This window comes from uncultured Methylovirgula sp., assembly GCF_947646745.1.
In the GTDB taxonomy this organism is placed as follows: domain Bacteria; phylum Pseudomonadota; class Alphaproteobacteria; order Rhizobiales; family Beijerinckiaceae; genus Methylovirgula.
Genome location: NZ_CANSHK010000028.1, coordinates 1 through 20,016, shown reverse-complemented (window position 1 = coordinate 20,016; position 20,016 = coordinate 1). Strand labels below are relative to the sequence as shown.

At 64.0% G+C, this 20,016-nt stretch carries 24 protein-coding genes; 14 read left to right on the top strand and 10 right to left on the bottom strand.

The window, feature by feature from the left end; genetic code table 11:
• Nucleotides 1-7: 7 nt before the first annotated feature.
• Nucleotides 8-481, bottom strand: coding sequence for a GNAT family N-acetyltransferase (locus Q0025_RS09690; RefSeq protein ID WP_297298422.1), 474 nt, complete (start codon nucleotides 479-481; stop codon nucleotides 8-10).
• A gap of 173 nt (nucleotides 482-654) precedes the next feature.
• Here Q0025_RS09690 and recF point away from each other — a divergent pair, with 173 nt between their 5' ends.
• Nucleotides 655-1,764, top strand: coding sequence for a DNA replication/repair protein RecF (recF, locus tag Q0025_RS09685; RefSeq protein ID WP_297298420.1), 1,110 nt, complete (start codon nucleotides 655-657; stop codon nucleotides 1,762-1,764).
• A gap of 3 nt (nucleotides 1,765-1,767) precedes the next feature.
• Here the strand turns inward: recF and mutM are convergent, their stop codons facing one another.
• Together mutM and Q0025_RS09675 are read right to left on the bottom strand one after the other, a co-directional pair.
• On the bottom strand, nucleotides 1,768-2,649 hold the full coding sequence (gene mutM, locus Q0025_RS09680; protein WP_297298418.1) for a bifunctional DNA-formamidopyrimidine glycosylase/DNA-(apurinic or apyrimidinic site) lyase: 882 nt from the start codon (nucleotides 2,647-2,649) through the stop codon (nucleotides 1,768-1,770).
• A gap of 41 nt (nucleotides 2,650-2,690) precedes the next feature.
• Entirely contained in the window at nucleotides 2,691-3,143 is a 453-nt protein-coding gene (locus Q0025_RS09675) for a CHRD domain-containing protein (protein ID WP_366939439.1), read from the bottom strand.
• A gap of 168 nt (nucleotides 3,144-3,311) precedes the next feature.
• Here Q0025_RS09675 and ubiE point away from each other — a divergent pair, with 168 nt between their 5' ends.
• The 8 genes from ubiE (at nucleotide 3,312) to Q0025_RS09635 (ending at nucleotide 10,775) form a co-directional block, all read left to right on the top strand.
• Nucleotides 3,312-4,073, top strand: coding sequence for a bifunctional demethylmenaquinone methyltransferase/2-methoxy-6-polyprenyl-1,4-benzoquinol methylase UbiE (gene ubiE, locus Q0025_RS09670; RefSeq protein WP_297298416.1), 762 nt, complete (start codon nucleotides 3,312-3,314; stop codon nucleotides 4,071-4,073).
• The gene (ubiB, locus tag Q0025_RS09665; protein ID WP_297298414.1) at nucleotides 4,070-5,632 is read left to right on the top strand and encodes a 2-polyprenylphenol 6-hydroxylase; all 1,563 of its coding nucleotides are present in this window, start codon (nucleotides 4,070-4,072) and stop codon (nucleotides 5,630-5,632) included. The genes ubiE and ubiB overlap by 4 nt, the downstream gene beginning before the upstream one ends.
• Nucleotides 5,633-5,655: 23 nt before the next feature.
• Nucleotides 5,656-6,894, top strand: coding sequence for a bifunctional phosphopantothenoylcysteine decarboxylase/phosphopantothenate--cysteine ligase CoaBC (gene coaBC, locus Q0025_RS09660; protein ID WP_297298412.1), 1,239 nt, complete (start codon nucleotides 5,656-5,658; stop codon nucleotides 6,892-6,894).
• Nucleotides 6,887-7,372: a dUTP diphosphatase gene (gene dut, locus Q0025_RS09655; RefSeq protein WP_297298409.1), complete on the top strand. Its 486-nt coding sequence runs from the start codon at nucleotides 6,887-6,889 to the stop codon at nucleotides 7,370-7,372. The genes coaBC and dut overlap by 8 nt, the downstream gene beginning before the upstream one ends.
• Nucleotides 7,369-7,809 (top strand): Rrf2 family transcriptional regulator, encoded by a 441-nt coding sequence (locus Q0025_RS09650; RefSeq protein WP_297298407.1) that lies wholly within the window; start codon nucleotides 7,369-7,371, stop codon nucleotides 7,807-7,809. Before dut ends, Q0025_RS09650 begins: the two co-directional genes overlap by 4 nt.
• 151 nt (nucleotides 7,810-7,960) lie before the next feature.
• A complete protein-coding gene (locus Q0025_RS09645) occupies nucleotides 7,961-8,596 on the top strand; it encodes a peroxiredoxin (protein ID WP_297298405.1) in 636 nt (211 codons plus the stop codon).
• 89 nt (nucleotides 8,597-8,685) lie between these two features.
• Nucleotides 8,686-9,675: a cysteine synthase A gene (gene cysK / locus Q0025_RS09640; RefSeq protein ID WP_297298403.1), complete on the top strand. Its 990-nt coding sequence runs from the start codon at nucleotides 8,686-8,688 to the stop codon at nucleotides 9,673-9,675.
• A gap of 101 nt (nucleotides 9,676-9,776) precedes the next feature.
• A complete protein-coding gene (locus Q0025_RS09635) occupies nucleotides 9,777-10,775 on the top strand; it encodes an adenosine kinase (protein ID WP_297298401.1) in 999 nt (332 codons plus the stop codon).
• A 6-nt stretch (nucleotides 10,776-10,781) separates the two neighbouring features.
• Here Q0025_RS09635 and coaA read toward each other — a convergent pair whose 3' ends face one another.
• From coaA to hisB, 7 genes are all read right to left on the bottom strand, one after another.
• Nucleotides 10,782-11,744, bottom strand: a complete 963-nt coding sequence (gene coaA, locus Q0025_RS09630; RefSeq protein ID WP_297298399.1) for a type I pantothenate kinase — start codon at nucleotides 11,742-11,744, stop codon at nucleotides 10,782-10,784.
• Nucleotides 11,745-11,837: 93 nt separating this feature from the next.
• Nucleotides 11,838-12,167: a phosphoribosyl-ATP diphosphatase gene (locus Q0025_RS09625; RefSeq protein WP_297298397.1), complete on the bottom strand. Its 330-nt coding sequence runs from the start codon at nucleotides 12,165-12,167 to the stop codon at nucleotides 11,838-11,840.
• A gap of 7 nt (nucleotides 12,168-12,174) precedes the next feature.
• Complete coding sequence (gene hisF / locus Q0025_RS09620) at nucleotides 12,175-12,963, bottom strand: imidazole glycerol phosphate synthase subunit HisF (protein WP_297298395.1); 789 nt, start codon at nucleotides 12,961-12,963, stop codon at nucleotides 12,175-12,177.
• Nucleotides 12,956-13,708, bottom strand: coding sequence for a 1-(5-phosphoribosyl)-5-[(5-phosphoribosylamino)methylideneamino]imidazole-4-carboxamide isomerase (hisA, locus tag Q0025_RS09615; protein WP_297298394.1), 753 nt, complete (start codon nucleotides 13,706-13,708; stop codon nucleotides 12,956-12,958). Before hisA ends, hisF begins: the two co-directional genes overlap by 8 nt.
• On the bottom strand, nucleotides 13,696-14,346 hold the full coding sequence (gene hisH, locus Q0025_RS09610; protein WP_297298392.1) for an imidazole glycerol phosphate synthase subunit HisH: 651 nt from the start codon (nucleotides 14,344-14,346) through the stop codon (nucleotides 13,696-13,698). Before hisH ends, hisA begins: the two co-directional genes overlap by 13 nt.
• The gene (locus Q0025_RS09605; RefSeq protein WP_297298390.1) at nucleotides 14,343-14,855 is read right to left on the bottom strand and encodes a DUF2628 domain-containing protein; all 513 of its coding nucleotides are present in this window, start codon (nucleotides 14,853-14,855) and stop codon (nucleotides 14,343-14,345) included. The genes hisH and Q0025_RS09605 overlap by 4 nt, the downstream gene beginning before the upstream one ends.
• A 12-nt stretch (nucleotides 14,856-14,867) precedes the next feature.
• Nucleotides 14,868-15,461, bottom strand: coding sequence for an imidazoleglycerol-phosphate dehydratase HisB (hisB, locus tag Q0025_RS09600; RefSeq protein ID WP_297298388.1), 594 nt, complete (start codon nucleotides 15,459-15,461; stop codon nucleotides 14,868-14,870).
• A 220-nt stretch (nucleotides 15,462-15,681) separates the two neighbouring features.
• Between hisB and hslV the strand changes: the two genes are divergently transcribed.
• The 5 genes from hslV to Q0025_RS09575 all read left to right on the top strand — a co-directional run.
• The gene (gene hslV, locus Q0025_RS09595) at nucleotides 15,682-16,236 is read left to right on the top strand and encodes an ATP-dependent protease subunit HslV (RefSeq protein WP_297298386.1); all 555 of its coding nucleotides are present in this window, start codon (nucleotides 15,682-15,684) and stop codon (nucleotides 16,234-16,236) included.
• Nucleotides 16,233-17,363 carry a hypothetical protein gene (locus Q0025_RS09590; RefSeq protein ID WP_297298385.1) on the top strand — a complete coding sequence of 377 codons (1,131 nt, stop codon included), beginning with the start codon at nucleotides 16,233-16,235 and terminating at the stop codon, nucleotides 17,361-17,363. The genes hslV and Q0025_RS09590 overlap by 4 nt, the downstream gene beginning before the upstream one ends.
• Nucleotides 17,360-18,661 (top strand): ATP-dependent protease ATPase subunit HslU, encoded by a 1,302-nt coding sequence (gene hslU / locus Q0025_RS09585; RefSeq protein WP_297298383.1) that lies wholly within the window; start codon nucleotides 17,360-17,362, stop codon nucleotides 18,659-18,661. Before Q0025_RS09590 ends, hslU begins: the two co-directional genes overlap by 4 nt.
• 89 nt (nucleotides 18,662-18,750) lie before the next feature.
• Nucleotides 18,751-19,785: a tryptophan--tRNA ligase gene (gene trpS / locus Q0025_RS09580; protein WP_297298381.1), complete on the top strand. Its 1,035-nt coding sequence runs from the start codon at nucleotides 18,751-18,753 to the stop codon at nucleotides 19,783-19,785.
• A 35-nt stretch (nucleotides 19,786-19,820) separates the two neighbouring features.
• A partial coding sequence (locus Q0025_RS09575) for a hypothetical protein (protein ID WP_297298378.1) occupies nucleotides 19,821-20,016 on the top strand: 196 nt, incomplete at its 3' end.

Genomic DNA, 20,016 nt, shown 5'->3' with positions numbered 1-20,016 from the left:
CGATGGGCTAAGCGATGCTTGAGGCGGTGCTCGACCAGTGCATGCGCCAGGTGGCGAGCCCCGAGACCGGATTGACGCCCGGTTCGCCGCGCTGAAAGCCGGCCTTTTCGTAAAACCGCAGCGCACGCAGATTGTCGGCATTGACGTCGAGCGTCAGCCCGCCGGGACAGAGCCGCTGCGCTTCGCCGATCAACAGCGGCGCAAGGCCGGTGCCGAACAACGGCGGCGCAATGACGATCTGCTCCAGATAACCACGGTCGAGATCGAGCAGGAAAAAGCCGGCGACCTCGCCCGCACCGTCGTAAGCGCAAACGGTCGTGCCGCCCTGCGCCTCGATGTCTTTCACGCAGGTGATGAGCCACGTGCGGCGGGCCGAGAAATCGATCTGCGGCATCGCCATTTGCCAGGCGGCAACCCAGAGGTCGGCGAGCGGTGCGAGATCGTCGCCGCGCGGGCCGAGCCGGTAATGCGTCTGGTCCAAGACCCCTTGGCTTATCGTCTCGTGCGGCACGATGGTGACCTGCGGTTTTCAGGGTCGGCGTCTTCCTTTAATGACCGTATATGAACGCCGCCCCAACAGCTTTCAAAAACTCGGCCGCCGGCTCTGGCGCCAATTCTGGCGCCAAGTCTGGCGCTAAGCCGGCGGCGACCCGGTTGCTTCTTACGGATTTTCGCTCCTATGCCGCGCTCGACATTCGTCCGGCTGCCGGCCTTGTCGTCCTGACAGGCGAAAACGGGGCCGGAAAGACCAATCTCATCGAAGCGATCTCCTTGCTGTCGCCGGGGCGTGGCCTGCGCCGGGCGGACCTTGCCGACTGCGCCCGCGCCGGCGGTCCCGGCACCTTCGCCATATCCGCCGAGATTGCCGGGCAGGATGACACGATTCAACTCGGCACGGGAACCGAGATCCAGGCCGAGAACGGCCTCGTGCGACGCTATCGGCTGAACCGCGAACCGGTGGCATCGATCCGCGCCTTCGCCGATTATATCCGCATCGTCTGGCTGACGCCGGCGATGGATGGGCTGTTTGCGGGGCCGGCCGGCGAGCGGCGGCGGTTCCTCGATCGCCTGGTTCTGGCGCTCGATTCCGAACATGGCGGCCGGGTCAATGCGCTCGAACGGGCCTTGCGCAATCGCAACCGACTGCTGGAAAATGCCGCGCGCGACCGTCAATGGCTCGATGCGGCGGAGCGCGAGGTCGCCGAACTCGCCGTCGCCGTTGCCGCGGCGCGAAACGAGACGGTCGCACATCTGATGCAGGTGATCTTGCAGGATAAGGACACCGCCTCGCCGTTTCCCTTCGCCGAATTGACGCTCGACGGCGATGTCGAAGACTTGATCGCGACGCGGCCGGCGCTCGAAGCCGAGGATATCTATCGCGATCGGCTGCGCCAGAACCGCGCCCGCGACGCGGCGGCGGGGCGTACGTTGATCGGCCCGCATGCGGCGGACCTTCGCGTCATGCACGGGCCGAAACAGGCCGAGGCGGAGCGCGCCTCGACCGGCGAGCAGAAGGCGCTGCTTGTCGGCATCGTGCTGGCGCATGCGCGGCTTGTCGCGGCTTTGAGTGGGATCAAGCCGATCATCCTGCTCGACGAGATCGCCGCGCATCTCGATGCGGCGCGCCGCGCCGCGCTTTACGACAGGCTCACGGCGCTCGGGTCGCAGGTGTTCATGACCGGCGCCGACCGGGCGGCTTTCGCCGGCCTCGAAGAGCGCGCGCAATTCTTTGAGGTCACGCCCGGACGGGTCGATCCGGCCTGAGTCTCATTTCTGGCAGGTCGCGCAATAGAAGCTGGCCCGGCCCGATTGGACGATCCGCTTGATCGTGCCGCCGCAGCCGGGGCGCGGGCAGGGCGCGCCGGCGCGGTCATAGACACGAAAATTGTGCTGGAAATAGCCGAGTTCGCCGTTCGCCTGGCGGTGGTCGCGCAGCGACGAGCCGCCGGCCTCGATCGCTTCTTCGAGAACCGCGCGGATCGCTTTCGCCAACAGATCGGCGCGCGGCGTCGGCGTGCCGTTCTTGCGCGCCAGGGACCCGGCGGCGCGGCGCGGCGAAAGAGCGGCGCGATAGAGCGCCTCGCTGACATAGATGTTGCCAAGGCCGGCGAGCAGGCGCTGGTCGAGCAATGCGGCCTTCAGCGGCGCTTTCTTGCCGGCAAAAAGCCGCGCCAATGTCGCGCCGGTGAGCGCGTCGCCGAGTGGCTCGATGCCGACATCGCGAAACAGCGGATGCGCCGCCAGCAAATCCTGCTTGACGAGCAACATGAAGCCGAAGCGGCGTGGATCGTTATAAATAACGCGCTTGCCGCTCGAGAGGATGAAGACGACGTGATCGTGCGCCGCATCCTTGCCGCGCGAATTGTGGAAGAGGCCGGGGATATTCTCGTCGCCGCCGTCTTCGATGCGGAACGAGCCGGACATGCCGAGGTGCATGACGAGCGCCTCGCCATGGTCGAGATCGGCGATGAGATATTTGGCGCGCCGGCGCAGCGCCGTCACCATGCGTCCCATGAGCCGCGCCGAAAAATCCGCAGGGAACGGAAAGCGCAGGTTGGCGCGTCTTTGTTCGACGCGGAGCAATCGCGCGCCGACGAAAACCGGGGCGAGGCCCCGGCGGACGGTTTCGACTTCCGGGAGTTCAGGCATGGTCCTTTATGCGCGCTCCCGGCGGAATGCGAAGGAAATGTTTAGCCCGGCTCCGCCTTCGAGACTTGGCCGCGGATTTCGCCCTTTGGATTGGCTTGCGTGTGGATATTGAAATAGACGTTGCCATCGAGCAGGTCTTTTTCCTGCGCCGGGGTCAGCGTCGCCGAGCCCTGCAGCGGGCTTGGCCCGGTCGAGACCGGCACTTCGACGGGCGCGTCCTTGCCGGGGCCGGCGGGGCCGTGGAAATGCGCCGCGACGGCAGCGCCGGTGAGGCCGGAATAGCTGACGGTCCAGGTCAGTTTCTTTGTCGTCGTGTCATAGGTTGCCGACAGGCTGCCGGTGCCCTTGGCCGCATTCGGCGGCACTTCGCTTGCCCCGTCGAGATTGGCGAGGAGCTTATAGGTCTCCGCCGCGGCCGGCGCGAGGCCGAGGAGGCTAAAAGCGGCGACCCCGGCAAAAAGATGACGCATAGGACGAGAAAAGGACGGGTTCATCTGCATCTCCAACCGCACCCCGCCGGCGAAATTAAGCATGCCTCCGGTCAAGTTTGACGGCGGCAGGCTAAACCGGGCAATAGAGGCGCGACGCATAGATAGGCGCGCGCCTGGCTATTGGCCAGCTTCGCCAGGGCCGCGGCGCGGCGCTTGAACGAAATGTGAGCGATGTCCGAGGACAATTTGGAAAACACGCATTTCGGCTTTTCGACCGTGCCGTTGCCGGAAAAGCAGCGCCGCGTCGACCAGGTCTTTCACCGCGTCGCGGCCCGCTACGATTTGATGAACGATCTGATGTCGGCCGGTATGCACCGGCTGTGGAAGGATCAATTCGCGGCCAATGTGCATCCGTCGAAAAAGCGGCCGTTCCGGCATCTCGACGTCGCCGGCGGCACCGGCGATATCGGCTTTCGCATCGCCAAGGCGGGCGGCCCGCAAACGCAGGTGACATTGCTCGACATCAATCCGGACATGCTTGCGGTGGGGCGGGCGCGGGCCGACAAGAAGGGCGTTGCCGAAAGGTTGACCTTCGTCGAGGCCAATGCCGAAGCGCTGCCCTTTCCGGACAATGAATTTGACGCCTATACGATCGCCTTCGGCATCCGCAACGTGCCGCGCATCGATGTTGCGCTTCGGGAAGCCTTCCGCGTGCTGCGCCGAGGCGGCCATTTTCTGTGCCTGGAATTTTCTCAGGTCGATGTCGCGACGCTCGACCGGATCTATGAAGCCTATTCCTTCCGCGCCATCCCGGCGATCGGCCGGCTGGTGACGGGCGATGGAGAAGCCTATCGCTATCTCGTCGAATCGATCCGCCGGTTCCCCTCCGCCGAGGATTTTCGCGCTATGATCGAGACGGCGGGCTTTGCCCGCGCCGCGTATACAAAGCTCAGCGGCGGCATCGTCGCCATCCATTCGGGCTGGAAGCTTTGATCTTTTCCTTCGGGCATCCACTGCGCATCGCCAGGGCGGGATTCGTTCTCTCCCGCGCGGGTCTGTTCCGCGACGTCGATATCGACGCCCTGCCGCCGGTCGCGCGGCTGCCGTTCGCCGCGGCCAAATTCCTCGGCAAGAACAGCCGCAAAGGACCCGATCGTCTGCCCGCGGCGATCAGCCGGTTGGGTCCATCCTATGTGAAGCTCGGGCAATTTCTGGCGACGCGGCCGGATGTCGTCGGTGCCGAGGTCGCGCGCCGGCTCGAAGCCTTGCAAGACCATATGCCGCCTTTCGCCCAGGACGAAGCGATCAAAATGGTCGAGACCGCCTTCGGCCGCAAGATCGATGACGTGTTTGTCGAATTTGGCGAGCCGGTTGCCGCCGCGTCGATCGCGCAGGTGCATCGCGCCCGGGTGCGCGATGGCGCCGGCGAGCGCGAAGTTGCGGTCAAGGTGCTGCGTCCCGGCGTCGAGCGGCGCTTTCGCCGCGATCTTTCCGACATGTATTTCGCGTCGCGGATCGGCGAGCGCTGGTTTCCCAACACCAAGCGGCTGAAGTCGGCGGAGGTCGTCGATATTCTCGCCCGCACGGTGAAGATGGAGATGGACTTTCGGCTCGAAGCCGCCGCCGCATCGGAATTCGCCGAGAATACCGAGAAGGAATGCGATTTCCGCGTCCCGCGCGTCGATTGGGATCGCACCGAGAAGGAAGTCCTCACCTCCGAATGGGTGGACGGGATTTCCCTCTCGGATACGAAAGGGCTCGCCGCCGCCGGCTATGATCTGGCCGAACTCGGGCGCACCGTCATCCAGTCCTTTTTGCGCCATGCGGTGCGCGACGGTTTCTTTCATGCCGACATGCACCAGGGCAATCTGTTCGTCGACCGGCAGGGGCGGCTCACCGCCGTCGATTTCGGCATCATGGGCCGGCTCGGCCTGAAGGAGCGCCGCTTCCTCGCCGAGATCATCTACGGTTTCATCACCCGCAATTATCGCCGCGTCGCGGAAGTGCATTTCGAGGCCGGCTATGTGCCGGGCTATCACAAGGTCGAGGATTTCGCCCAGGCGATCCGCGCCATCGGCGAGCCGATCCATGCCCGCCCGGCCGACGAGATTTCCATGGCGCGGGTGCTGACCCTTCTGTTCGAAGTGACGGCGCTTTTCGATATGACGACACGGACGGAACTCGTCCTGCTGCAGAAAACCATGGTCGTCGTCGAAGGCGTGGCGCGGCGGCTCGACCCGAAGCTCGACATGTGGTCGACGGCGGAGCCCGTCGTTTCCGGTTGGCTGCGCGAGAATTTAGGTCCGGTCGGCAGGATCGAGGACGCGCGGCGCGGCGTCAACGCGCTGGCGCAATTCGCCGGCAACCTGCCGGCCGTGCTGCTGCAGACCGAAAAGATCATCGCCCAGCTTGAAAGCATGGCCGAGGACGGATTCGAACTGTCAGAAAGCGTCATCGCCAAGCTCGGCGAGGCGCAGGCGCGTGGGGCGCGGCTCGGCCATATCGCGCTTTGGCTGCTCGTTATTATATTGATTGTCTTTCTGCTGCGCTAAAAGACGGGGCCTGGGAGAACGACGTGCTGGACGGCAAACGCATTCTGCTCGTCATCGGTGGCGGCATCGCCGCCTACAAGGTGCTCGAGCTGATCCGCCGCCTGCGCGAGCAGAACGCCAGTCTCAATGTCGTCATGACCCGGGCGGCCAAGCAATTCGTCACGCCGCTCTCGGTCGCGAGCCTGTCCGGCGGCAAGGTCTTCGACGATCTGTTCTCGCTGACCGACGAGACCGAGATCGGGCACATTCAATTGTCGCGCGCGGCCGATCTCGTCGTGGTGGCGCCGGCGACGGCCGATCTTCTCGCCAAGATGGCGCAGGGTCTCGCCGACGATCTCGCCGCGACGCTGTTGCTTGCGACGGACAAGAAAATCCTCGTCGCGCCGGCGATGAACCTGCGCATGTGGCTGCACCCGGCGACGCAGCGCAATGTCGCGACCCTGCAGAAGGACGGCGTGCTGTTCGTCGGCCCCGAAGACGGCGACATGGCTTGCGGCGAATATGGACCCGGCCGGATGAGCGAGCCGGCGGCGATCCTCGCGGCGGTCGCCTCAGCGATCGAAGGCGATACACGGATTGCGCTGCTGCCGGGCATCGGGCGTTTCGACAAGCCGCTCGCCGGGCGCCGCGTCGTCGTCACCTCCGGGCCGACGCATGAGCCGATCGATCCGGTGCGCTATATCGGTAACCGGTCGTCCGGGCGGCAGGGCCATGCGATCGCCGCCGCCGCGGCGAAGGCCGGCGCAGACGTCATCCTCGTCAGCGGCCCGGTGACATTGCCCGACCCGCCCGGCGTCTCGACGCTGCATGTCGAGACCGCGATCGAGATGCTGGCGGCCGTCGAGGCGGCGCTGCCCGCGGATATTTTCATCGCCACCGCCGCGGTCGCCGATTGGCGCGTCGAAGCGGCCGCTTCGCAGAAGATCAAGAAATCCGACACGCCGCCGCAATTCGCTTTGGCTGAAAATCCCGACATTCTGGCGCTGGTCGCCCAGCGCACGGCGGGGCGGCCGCGCCTCGTCGTCGGCTTCGCCGCCGAGACCGACCATATCCTTGCCCATGCGCGGGAAAAATTGCAGCGCAAACATTGCGATCTGATCGTCGCCAATGACGTGGGCGATGCGATGGGCAAGGACGAGAATGAAATTACGCTCATTGCGCCGTCCGGTTCCGAGCCCTGGCCGAAAATGCGCAAAGACGAGATAGCGGCCAGATTGGTGCGCCATCTGGCGCAGATGCTGAAGGATCGTCCCGATGCCTGACGAGAAAGCGCCGCGCGTCGCCGTCCGCCTTCTGCCGCACGGCGAGGGCCTACCGATGCCGGCCTATCATAGTGCCGGCGCGGCGGGCGCCGATCTCTGCGCGGCTCTGGCGCCGGACGAGAAGATCATCCTCGAACCCGGCGCACGGCATTTGATCCCCACCGGCCTCGTTCTGCAATTGCCGGAGGGCTATGAGGGCCAGGTGCGGCCGCGCTCCGGCATCGCGCTGCACCGCGGCGTAACCGTGCTGAATACGCCGGGCACGATTGATTCAGATTATCGCGGCGAAGTCAGCGTGCTTTTGATAAACCTGGGCGCCGAGCCGTTCGAAGTCGTGCGGGGCGTACGCATCGCCCAACTCGTCGTGGCACCGGTGACGCGCGCCGCATTTGTCGCGGTCGCGGAACTCGAGGCGACGGCGCGCGGCGCGGGCGGCTATGGTTCAACCGGCCTAACCCTGCGGGAAGAGGGCACATGATACTCTTGGACCGGCGCAGCGTTCTGGCGTTGGCCGCAGTCGTCGATATCGCCATCCACGCGCGGCCGCAGCCGGTCGCGGCGAAGCTGCTTGCCGCGCGCCTCGATCTGCCGCCGCGCCATCTCGAGACTTTGTTGCAAGCGCTGGTGCGGGCCGAAATCCTCAAGGGCGTGCGCGGACCGCGCGGCGGCTACGAACTCGCCCGCGAACGCCGCCGTATCACCGCGGCCGAAGTCGTCAGCGCGATCAAAAGCGACGGCGAGGAGGATGCGCCGCGCAACGCCTTCGTCGAAAACGTGATCCAGCCGGTCATCACCAAAGCCGGCAAAGCCTTCCTCGCCGATCTTGAAGGCGTGACGATCGACGATATCTGCCGTCAGGCGGCAGAGACGAAAACCGTCCACGACGAAGCGGCGAAGCCTGATTTCACAATTTAGCTATGTCTATTGAATTTATATACTTCCCGCCCTGCGGAAATATGCTAATTTTGGCATGACGGGGCCGGCCGCATTGGCCGGCAGGCAGAGACGCAATCGATCGCAGCGCGGCCATCGGCGGTGGCCGCCATGCGCGTAACAGGAGTTGGACATGGCCCTGCAGCTTGGCGACATCGCCCCGGACTTTACGGCGGAGACGACTGAAGGCCCGATCCGCTTCCACGATTACATCAACGGATCCTGGGCTGTCCTGTTCTCGCACCCGAAGAATTTCACGCCGATCTGCACGACGGAGCTCGGCTATACGGCGAAATTGAAGCCCGAGTTCGATAAGCGCGGCGTGAAAGTGCTGGGCCTCAGCGTCGATCCCCTGAAGGATCACGAAAAATGGGCCGAGGACATCAAGGACACGCAAGGCTATGCGCTCAATTTTCCGTTGATCGCGGATCCCGAGCGCAAGGTCGCCAACCTTTATGGAATGATCCATCCGAATGCCAGCGACACGCTCACCGTGCGTTCCGTCTTCGTCATCGGGCCGGACAAGAAGATCAAGCTGATGCTCACCTATCCGGCGAGCACCGGCCGCAACTTCGATGAGATCCTGCGGGTGATCGATTCGCTGCAATTGACCGCCGAGCATCAAGTGGCGACACCGGTGAATTGGCAGGCGGGCGAAGATGTGATCATCGTCCCGGCGGTATCGGACGAAGAGGCAAAGAAGAAATATCCCGGGGGCTGGAAGGCGCTGCGGCCGTATCTGCGCATCGTCCCGGCGCCGCGTAACTAACGCGCCGGACAGAGACCTGCGCGATGGTCTCGTTGCGTTGAATTTTGCTATGTGTGCCGGCAGCGCGATTGCAGGCAGGGAGAGGGACGATGGCGCAAGCCGCAGTGAAAGAACCGGGAAGTGCGGCGCATGTGCCGGGGCGCGGACGCATTTATGATTCGATCATCGAGACGATCGGCGACACGCCGCTTGTACGTCTCGACAAGATCGCGAAGGAGAAGGGCGTCAAGGCCAATCTCCTGGCCAAGCTCGAATTCTTCAATCCGATCGGCAGCGTCAAGGACCGGATCGGCGTCGCCATGATCGCGGCGGCGGAGGCCGCGGGCAAGATTTCGCCGGAACATACCGTCATCATCGAGCCGACCTCCGGCAATACCGGCATTGCGCTCGCCTTCGTCGCGGCGGCAAAGGGCTATCGGCTCATTCTCGTCATGCCGGAATCAATGTCGATCGAGCGGCGCAAGATGCTGGCACTGCTCGGCGCGGAACTGGTGCTGACCCCCGCGCCGCAAGGCATGAAGGGCGCGATCGCCAAGGCCCAGGAAATCGCCAATGCGACGCCTGGCGCGTTCACCCCGCAGCAGTTCGAAAACCCCGCCAATCCCGATATTCATCGCCGTACGACGGCGGAAGAGATCTGGAACGATACGCATGGCACGGTCGACGTCTTCGTCTCTGCGGTCGGCACCGGCGGCACATTGACCGGCGTTGCCGAGGTGTTGAAGGCGCGCAAGCCCGGCGTGCATATTGTCGCCGTCGAGCCGGAAGATTCCGCTGTGCTCTCCGGCGGCCATCCCGGCCCGCACAAAATTCAGGGCATCGGCGCGGGCTTCATCCCACCGATTCTCGAGCGCAACCTGATCGACGAGGTCGTGACGGTCGGTAACCAGACGGCCTTCGATATCGCCCGGCTCACCGCCCGGCTCGAGGGCATTCCCGTCGGCATTTCATCCGGCGCGGCGGTGGCCGCCGCGATCGAAATCGGCGCGCGCGATGCCTTCGCCGGCAAGAATATCGTGCTCATCATTCCGTCCTTCGCCGAGCGTTATCTGTCGACGGCTCTCTTCGAAGGCCTTTAGTCGGCGTCATGCCTGTGGTTGAAGCGGCGCCTGTCGCGGGCACCGCTTGACCTTCCCGCGCGCCGATGCGAAAGGCTCGCTTCCCGCCCGAGCCCTTCCTCATGACCGAACCCCGCCTCGATATTCTCGGCATCGGCAATGCCATCGTCGATGTCATTGCGCCCTGCGACGACGACTTCCTCGCCGCGCATGCGTTGAACAAAGGCGGCATGCGGCTGATCGACGAAGCCGCCGCCGAGACGCTCTATGCGGCCATGGGTCAGACGCTCGTCGTCTCCGGTGGGTCGGCCGCCAACACGATCATCGGCGCCGCGGCGCTCGGCGCCCGCGCCGGCTTCATCGGCAAGGTGAAGCAGGATCCCATCGGTCAGATGTTCGGCCATGATATCCGCGCCGCCAAGGTTGCCTTCGACACTAGCCCGGCGGCGGACGGTGTCGCCAGCGCCCGCTGCCTCATTTTGGTGACGCCCGACGGCCAGCGGACGATGAATACCTTTCTCGGCGCCTGTCAGGCTTTAAGCGAGGCGGATGTCGATCCTGCCCAAGTCGCGGCGGCACGGATCACCTATCTCGAAGGCTATCTTTGGGACCCGCCAGCGGCCAAAACGGCCTTCCTCAAAGCCGCCGAGATCGCCCACAAGGCCGGGCGCAAGGTGGCGCTGAGCCTGTCGGACGCCTTTTGCGTCGATCGCTACCGCGACGAATTCCTGCATTTGATCCGCAGCCGCGCGATCGACATTCTTTTCGCCAACGAGAGCGAATTGCATTCGCTCTATCAGACCGCCGATTTCAAGACCGCCGTCGCGCAATTGCGCGAGGACGATGTTCTCGCCGCGGTGACGCGCGGCGACAAGGGCGCGCTCGTCGTGACGCGCGAAGAGACGCAGGCGATCAATGCTTTTCCGATCGAGCATCTCGTCGATACGACCGGTGCCGGCGATCTCTTCGCCGCCGGCTTTCTCGTCGGCCTGTCGCAAGAGCAGACACTCGCCGATTGCGCCCGGCTTGGCGCGCTGGCGGCGGCGGAAGTCATCCAGCACTACGGCGCGCGGCCACAGGCGGATCTGCGCGCCCTCGCGACGGAAAACGGGCTGCTGTAACCGGCGCTAAAGCTTGCGCAGTTCCACCGTCTGGATCGAATGATCCGCGTCCTTGGTCAAGACGAGGCTGGCGCGGGCGCGCGTCGGCAGAATGTTGTCGTGCAGATTGCGCAGGTTGATCCTCGTCCAGATGTCGCGCGCCATCGTCTCGGCCTCGGCATCGGACAAATCCGCATATTTGCGGAAGTAGGAGCGCGGGTCGCGGAACGCCGTCTGCCGCAGCCGCTGAAAGCGGGCGATATACCATTGTTCGAGGTCGTTCTCGTCGGCATCGAGATAGACCGAAAAATCGAAGAAGTCGGAAACGAAGGCGCTCGCGCGTCCATCCTTCAGCGGGCGGCCGGGCTGCAGCACGTTGAGCCCTTCGACGATCAGAATGTCGGGGCGATCGACGGCGACGAATTCGTCCGGCATGATGTCATAAGTCAGATGCGAATAGACCGGCGCGCGGACATTGCGCGTGCCCGCCTTCACATCGGAGAGAAAGTTGACGAGCGCCATGCTGTCATAGCTCTCGGGAAAGCCCTTCCTGTCCATGAGGCCTTCGGCGGCGAGCACGGCGTTCGGATGGAGAAAGCCGTCGGTCGTGACGAGCTGGACTTTCGGCGTGTTGGGCCAGCGCGACAGGAGCGCACACATGACGCGCGCCAGCGTCGATTTGCCGGCTGCAACGGAGCCGGCGACACCGATGATGTAAGGCACCTTGCCGTCTTCGGTGCCGAGGAAGCGGTGCGTCGCCTTGTAGAGGCCCTGCGTCGCGGCGACGTAAAGCGCCAACAGGCGCGAGAGCGGCAGATAAATCTCGATGACTTCGTCGATCGACAAAGGCTCGCTCAGCGAGCGCAGCCTGTTTAAATCTTCGAGCGTCAGGGTCAGCGGCGTATCGGCGCGCAAAGCCGCCCATTCGCTTCGCGTGAAGCGATGATAGGGCGAGAGAATCGCCGGGGGCTGCATGACGCGCTCGTCCATGACTCTCCCGGCCGTCTGACGCCCGCGAAGGAGATGGGATTGCATTTTAATTCGGCAAATTCTTTTTTTAAACCGGCCAAAAGATGAATTGATTTATTTTACGTCTTGTTTCCGCGCCGCTTTTTCCTCGTGACCGGATTGTCGCGTGCGCCGTTCGAGTTCGGATAGAACATCGTCGAGCCGAACCCCGCGCGACTGAAGCACGACGAGCAAGTGGTAAAGCAGGTCGGCGCTTTCGCCGACAAGCGCTTTCGTCTCGCCTTCGATTGCGGCAATCACGGTTTCGACCGCCTCCTCGCCGAGCTTTTTCGCGGCGCGGGCGGGGCCCGCGTCGAGCAGCGATTTCGTATAGGAATCTTTCGCGCTCGCCCCGGCACGCCGGGCGATGATCGCGGCAAGATCGGCGAGTGTGAAATTGCTCATAAGGCCCTCACGCGACGGCTGCGGTGGCCGCGACGCCGTCGAGGCGGACCGCAACGCCGTGTTCCGCCATATAGGTCTTGGCTTCGGCGATAGAGAATTCACCGAAATGGAAGATCGAAGCGGCGAGCGCGGCGCTGGCGCCGCCGTCACGCAAACCCGCGACCAGATGGTCGAGCGTGCCGACGCCGCCCGAGGCGATCACCGGCACATTGACGGCATCGACGACGGCGCGGGTGAGGGCGATGTCGAAACCCGATCGCGTGCCGTCGCGGTCCATCGAGGTCAGCAGGATTTCGCCGGCGCCGAGGCGCACGACTTCGCGCGCGTAATCGATGGCATCGAGGCCGGTCGGCTTGCGGCCGCCGTGCGTAAAGATTTCCCAGCGGCCGGGCGAAACCTGTTTCGCATCGATCGCGACGACAATGCACTGGCTGCCGAATTTCTCCGCGCCGGCGCGGACGAAATCGCGGTTCTGCACCGCCGCCGTGTTGATGCCGACCTTGTCGGCGCCGGCGAGCAGAAGATTGCGGATGTCCTCGACCGTGCGCACGCCGCCGCCGACGGTGAGCGGCATGAAACAGGCTTCCGCCGTGCGGCGCACGACATCGAGCAGCGTGCCGCGGTTCTCATGGCTCGCGGTGATGTCGAGGAAGCAGAGTTCGTCGGCGCCGGCCGCATCATAGGCGATGGCGCAGGCGACCGGATCGCCGGCATCGCGCAGATCGACGAAGTTGACGCCTTTGACGACACGGCCGTCCTTGACGTCGAGGCAAGGGATGAGGCGCGATTTAAGCAAGGCTTTTCTCCGCGGCGCGAACGAGCGCCAGCGCTGCCTGCGGATCGAGGCGGCCGTCGTAGAGCGCGCGGCCGGTGATGGCGCCTTCGAGCTTGGCGCAATCTCGTTCGAGCAAGCGTTCGACATCTTTGAGCGAGGCAAGGCCGCCGGAGGCGATCACCGGGATCGCGACCGCATCGGCCAAAGCAAGCGTCGCCTCCACGTTCAAGCCCTTCAGCGCGCCGTCGCGCGAGATGTCCGTATAGACGATGGCGGCGACGCCGGCATCTTCGAAACGGCGGCTAAGCTCGACCGTTTCCATCGTCGTCGCCTCCGCCCAGCCTTCGACCGCGACCTTGCCGTCGCGGGCATCGATTCCGACAGCCACCTGACCCGGGAAGCGGCGCGCCGCTTCGCGGACGAAAGCCGGGTCGCGCACCGCCGCCGTGCCGATGATGACGCGGGCGATGCCCTTGCCGAGCCAGCCTTCGACCGTGCGCAGGTCGCGGATGCCGCCGCCGAGCTGCACCGGCATTTTCACCCGCGCAAGGATCGCTTCGACCGCGGCCGCATTCATCGGCTTGCCGGCAAAGGCGCCGTCGAGATCGACGACATGCAGATAGGTAAAGCCCTGACGCTCGAAGGCCTCGGCCTGCGCCGCGGGGTCCTTGTTGAAGACGGTCGCCTTGTCCATGTCGCCATAGAGCAGGCGGACGCATTCGCCGTTCTTGAGGTCGATTGCGGGAAAAAGGATCACGGCTGCCACCGCAGGAAATTGGCGATCAGGGCGAGACCGAGCGTCTGGCTCTTCTCGGGATGGAATTGCGTGCCGGCGATATTGTCACGGCCGACGACGGCGACGATCGGGCCGCCGTAATCGGTCGAAGCGATCACTTCATCCTTCGGCACATTGGTAAAGGCGAAGGAATGGACGAAATAAGCGTGAAGCCCGCCGGGCCCGGTAGGAACATCAGCAAGCAGCGGATGCGCTTTTTCGGTCGCGAGCGTATTCCAGCCCATGTGGGGGATTTTGAGATTGCGGTCCGTCGGCGAGATCGCCGCAACATCGCCGCCGATCCAGCCAAGGCCTTCCGTGGTTTCGTGTTCAAGACCCCGCGTGGCCAGCAATTGCATGCCGACGCAAATGCCGAGAAACGGCCGGCCCTGCTTGCGCACGCGCTCCTCGAGCGCCTCGATCATGCCGGGCACGGCATCGAGCCCGCGCCGGCAATCGGCAAAGGCACCGACGCCGGGCAGAACGATGCGATCGGCGCGGCGGATATCGTCCGGATTGCCGGTAACTTTGATTGCGGCATTGATGCCGGCTTCGCGCGCGGCGCGCTCGAAGGCCTTGTGCGCCGAGTGCAGATTGCCGGAGCCGTAATCGACGATCGCGACGCTCATCGCGCGTCTCCTGGATGCGGGAAGAGACCAACGACCTCGCCGGATGGCGGCGGCGCCATCGGCGGGCGCGGCGCGTCGGTAATTTTCAGCGGCGGCGACGGGGGCGGGATGGCCGTCAGCGCGCGGCGGAAATAGCTGCGTTCGGCATCGGTGCGCCGCAGGCCCGCCGCGACGTCGGTGAGGCGAAAGCCGCGCCGCGCCAGTTCGCCGCGCCGCAGGCTGTTGCCCTCAAGCCCGAGCAGAATTTCAAGCAGCAGCGCGATCCAGAAGATCGTCGCGCTGCCGAAGACTTTCGGCGCTTCGACGACGAGCAGAAAAAGCAGCGCGAACCAGACGAGCAGAAAGCCCCAGAGCCGATGCCAGGCGAGCCAGAACGGTCCGAGGAAAAAGGCCGCGCGCGAAAACCCCTCGCGGACGAAGACGGCGTCCGGCAGAGCGGCATATTTTTCGGCGTCGGACAGCGGCGTCCGACGGCCGAAATCGGGGACGTAAACCGTATAGACGGCCATGATCTCTTTCCGTTAGCCCGCCAGCGACCCTTTGGTCGAGGGGATTTCGCCGCTGCGGCGCGGGTCGATGGCGACCGCGGCCCTCAGCGCCCGCGCCAGCCCTTTGAACGCCGATTCGGCGATATGATGGCTATTATCGCCATATAGGGTCTCGATATGCAGATTCATCCCGGCGTTCGTCGTCAGCGCCTGGAAGAATTCGCGCACCAGCTCGGTGTCGAACGAACCGATCTTCGCCTGCGTGAACACCGTCTTGAAGACGAGGAATGGCCGGCCGGACAGATCGATCGCGACGCGCGTCAATGTCTCGTCCATCGGCTGCAGGGCGTCGCCGAAGCGGATGATGCCGCGTGCGTCGCCCAAAGCCTGGCGGATCGCCTGGCCGAGCGCGATACCGGTATCCTCGACCGTATGGTGATGGTCGATATGCAGATCGCCCTGCGCCGCGATCTCCATGTCGATCAAGGAATGGCGCGCCACCTGCTCCAGCATATGGTCGAAGAAGCCAATCCCGGTCGCAATATTGGCATGACCCGTCCCGTCGAGATCGACACGGACTTCGATGGCGGTTTCCTTGGTTTTTCGGGCAATCAGAGCTTTGCGCATAGGGAAAATGGGGCCTCGGTCGCGATCGCGGCGGACCATAGAGCATTTTGCCGCAAAGAGAAAACCAAAGCTGTGTGGCCGCATCGGAAGCCACTGATATGCTTTATTTTTTGCCCCACGCATGGGGCGCGGGCGCGGCGTGCCCTTGCCAGCCGTGCGGCAACTTCATAGATGGGGACAGTCTTTTCCCGCCGTGCCGCGGCAATTCCTGAGAGTTCCCATGTCTGAATTGCCAGCCTGGCACGGAACGACGATCATCATGGTGCGCAAGGGCGGCCGCACGGTGATCGGCGGCGACGGGCAAGTGTCGATCGGCCAGACGATCATCAAAGGCAATGCCAAGAAAGTCCGTCGCCTCGCCAAGGGCGAAGTGATCGGCGGCTTCGCCGGCGCCACGGCCGATGCGTTCACGCTTTTCGAGCGGCTTGAAAGCAAGCTCGAACAATACCCCGGCCAGCTCGTGCGCGCCTGCGTTGAGCTCGCCAAGGATTGGCGGACCGACCGCTATCTGCGCCGGCTCGAAGCCATGATGCTCGTCGCCGACAAGGAGGCCGGCCTCGTCCTCACCGGCAATGGCGATGTGCTGGAGCCGGAGGCGACGCCGGACGGCAGCGTCATGGGCATCGGCTCGGGCGGCAATTATGCGCTTGCCGCCGGCCGGGCTCTGCTTTCGACCGCGGCCGATGCCGAGACGATTGCGCGCCGCGCGCTCGATATCGCCGCCGACATCTGCGTCTACACGAACCGTAATGTCGTCATCGAAAGCTTGCCATGATTTCGGACGAGGTTCTTGCTCTTGCCACGCTGCGCGGCGTCGTCACGCCCGAGCAAGCCGAGGCCTTGCGCGGCCTCGCGCGCTCCGAGATCGAGGCCGACCGGGCCGATCTGCCGCCGCCGCCGCCGTCGATGCCGGCTGCGGTCGCCGCGGCGGACAGCGTAGACGACGAGAACCTGCGATTCATCACAAGCTTCGCCGATATATTCGTGACCATCGGCATCGCGCTTTTCTCTTGGGCGGTGGCTGACATCGTCGCGCATTACCTCGGCGAAACGGCGAAATGGGGCGTCCTTGCCGTTGCGGCATGGGGGCTCGCGGAATTCTTCACGCGTCGACGTCGGATGGCTTTGCCGAGCATCGTTCTGCTGCTGCTCTTCGTGGCTGCCGCGTTCAATTTCGTTCTTGGGTTTGTCACGCCCGATGATGCGGGTGCCTATCTCGTGCGCCGCTTCCAGCATTTCGGCGGATGGATGCACTGGGATCCGCGCTCAGCGCTCATCGCAGGATTGGCAACGGCAGCCCTCGCGGCGCTGCATTATTGGCGCTTCCGCGTTCCGATCACCCTTGCGGCCGGCTGCGGGGCGCTCAGTGTCGCTTTCGTCGCGTCGGTCCACTGGCTCGATCCGTCGCTCGGCGGCGATCGTTACAACATTTTGTTGCTGCTCTGCGGCATCGGCGTCTTCGCGCTCGCCATGCGCTTCGACATGTCGGATCCGGCGCGCCAGACGCGCCGTACCGACATCGCTTTCTGGCTGCATCTTCTCGCTGCGCCGCTGATCGTCCACCCATTGATCGCCGCGTACATGAATTATGAGATGCTCGGTACGCGCGCCGCATTCGGCATCCTCGGCATCTTCCTTATCTTCGCCGTCGTCTCACTCGCGATCGACCGGCGCGCTCTGCTCGTTTCCGGCCTCACCTATGCGGGAATTGCATTTAGCGCGTTGATCCGCCAAACCGGACTTGTGGACTTCACCAGATTGACCAGCATAACGGTGCTGACCCTGGGGCTGTTCATCTTATTGCTCAGCGCCGGCTGGCGGCCGCTCCGCAACACGATCCTGCGCCTCTTGCCGCCGGCGCTCGCCCAGCGTCTTCCCCATCCACGCTCGCAGATGTCATGACTGATTTTTCTCCCCGCGAAATCGTTTCCGAACTCGACCGTTTCATCGTCGGTCAGAAACAGGCCAAGCGCGCGGTCGCCATCGCTTTGCGCAACCGCTGGCGGCGGCTCAATCTCGAAGGCGCGATGCGCGATGAGGTGATGCCGAAAAATATCCTGATGATCGGGCCGACCGGTTGCGGCAAAACCGAGATTTCCCGGCGTCTCGCCAAGCTCGCCAATGCGCCGTTTCTCAAGGTCGAGGCGACGAAATTCACCGAAGTCGGCTATGTCGGCCGCGACGTCGAGCAGATCGTCCGCGACCTGCTCGAAATCGCCATCGCTCAGGTGAAGCAGGCAAAGCGCAAGGCGCTGCAGGCGCGTGCCCATCTTGCGGCGGAAGACCGGCTGCTCGACGCCTTGGTCGGTGCGCATGCCTCGCCGGCGACGCGCGATTCCTTCCGCAAGAAATTGCGCGATGGCGAATTGGCAGACAAGGAAATCGAGCTCGAACTGGCGCAACCTTCATCCAATATGCCGATGTTCGAATTGCCGAACATGCCGGGCGCCTCGATCGGGGCGATTTCGATCGGCGATATTTTCGGCAAGGGCAAGCAGTCCAAGCCGCGCCGGCTTCTGGTGAAGGATGCCTACGAGCCGCTGATCGCCGAGGAAAGCGATAAGCTGATGGACCAGGACCAGATCGTCCAGGAAGCCATCCATCAAGTCGAGAACAACGGCATCGTCTTCCTAGATGAGATCGACAAGATCTGCGCGCGCGAGGGCCGCGGCGGCGCCGATGTATCGCGCGAAGGCGTGCAGCGGGATCTGCTGCCGCTCATCGAGGGGACGACGGTTTCGACCAAGCACGGTGCGGTGAAGACCGACCATGTGCTCTTCATCGCCTCGGGCGCGTTCCATATCGCCAAGCCCTCCGACCTGCTGCCGGAATTGCAGGGGCGCCTGCCGATCCGCGTCGAACTCTCGCCGCTCGACGAGGAGGATTTCCGTCGTATCCTGGTCGAGACCGAGGCGAGCCTGATCAAGCAATATCAAGCCTTGCTGAAAACCGAGGGCGTCGATCTCGTCTTCACGCCCGACGGCGTCAATGCGATCGCCAAGATCGCCGTGCAGGTCAATTCGAGCGTCGAGAACATCGGCGCCAGGCGGTTGCAGACGGTAATGGAGCGGGTTCTCGACGAGGTGAGCTTTTCGGCGCCCGACCGCTCGGGCGAGCGGATCGAGATCACCGCCGAATTTGTTGATAAGAATATCGGCGATCTGGCGCGCAACACCGATCTGAGCCGCTTCATTCTATAGCGCCGGCCGCGGCTCGATGGATCGCAGCTTGCCAGGGCAGGGCAGGGGCGGCATAAGACCCGCCACCTTAAACCGGAACCTTCCCAGGCATGGCCGATTTTCATCCCCGCGTCTTTTCCGGCGTGCAGCCGACCGGCAATTTGCATCTCGGCAATTATCTTGGCGCGATCACCAAATTCGTCGCGCTGCAGAAGACGCATGAATGCCTCTATTGCGTCGTCGACCTGCACGCGATCACCGTGCCGCAGGACCCGGCCGAGCTCAAAGCCAGCATCCGCAAGGTGACGGCCGCTTATCTTGCTGCCGGCATCGACGCCAAGAAGCAGATCGTCTTCAACCAGAGCCAGGTCGCCGCGCATGCCGAACTCGCCTGGATCTTGAATTGCGTCGCGCGGCTTGGCTGGCTCAACCGCATGACCCAGTTCAAGGAAAAGGCGGGCAAGGATCGCGAAAACGTTTCGGTCGGCCTTTACGATTATCCGGTGTTGATGGCGGCCGACATTTTGGCTTACCAGGCAACGCACGTGCCCGTCGGCGAGGATCAGAAGCAGCATTTGGAACTCGCCCGCGACATCGCCCAGAAATTCAATCTGGATTTTGCCGCGTCGATCGCCGCGCTGGGCCTCGGCGACGCCTTTTTTCCGCTGCCCGAGCCGCTGATCCAGGGGCCGGCGACGCGCGTGATGAGCCTGCGCGACGGCACCAAGAAAATGTCGAAATCCGATCCGTCGGATTATTCGCGCATCAATCTCGATGACGATGCCGACCTGATCGCGCAGAAAATCCGCAAGGCGAAAACCGATCCCGAAGCGCTGCCGAGCGAAGTCGAGGGGCTCGCCGGGCGTCCCGAACTCGACAATCTTGTCGGCATTTTCGCCGCCGTGAATGACGAGACGAAGGCGCAGGTCTTACAAGCTTTCGGCGGCGCCAATTTTTCGACGTTCAAAACGGCGCTCGTCGATCTGCTTGTCGCCAAGCTCGCTCCGATCGGCGCCGAAATGTCGCGGCTCGCCAAGGATGAAGCCTTCATCGACGGCGTGCTCGCCGACGGCGCGGCGCGGGCGCGCGCCATTGCCGCGCCGGTCGTCACCGCAGTCAAAGACATCGTCGGCTTTGTACGTTAGGATCGGGCGTCACGCTGTAATTCAAGAGTTTTGGCTTGGCCGAGGATTCGCACGCGACTTTCGGGTCGCTGTTCAAGGCTTACTGGCCGGACGCCGACCATAAGGAGGCGGCCAAGCGCGCCGACGAGGCCGCGGCCGCGGTCCTGCGTTTCACCAAGGACCGATCGTTCTTCGCCCAATTGCTCGCCGCGAGCATTGCGCTTCATCTCGTCTTGCTCGCCGGGCTTTTAT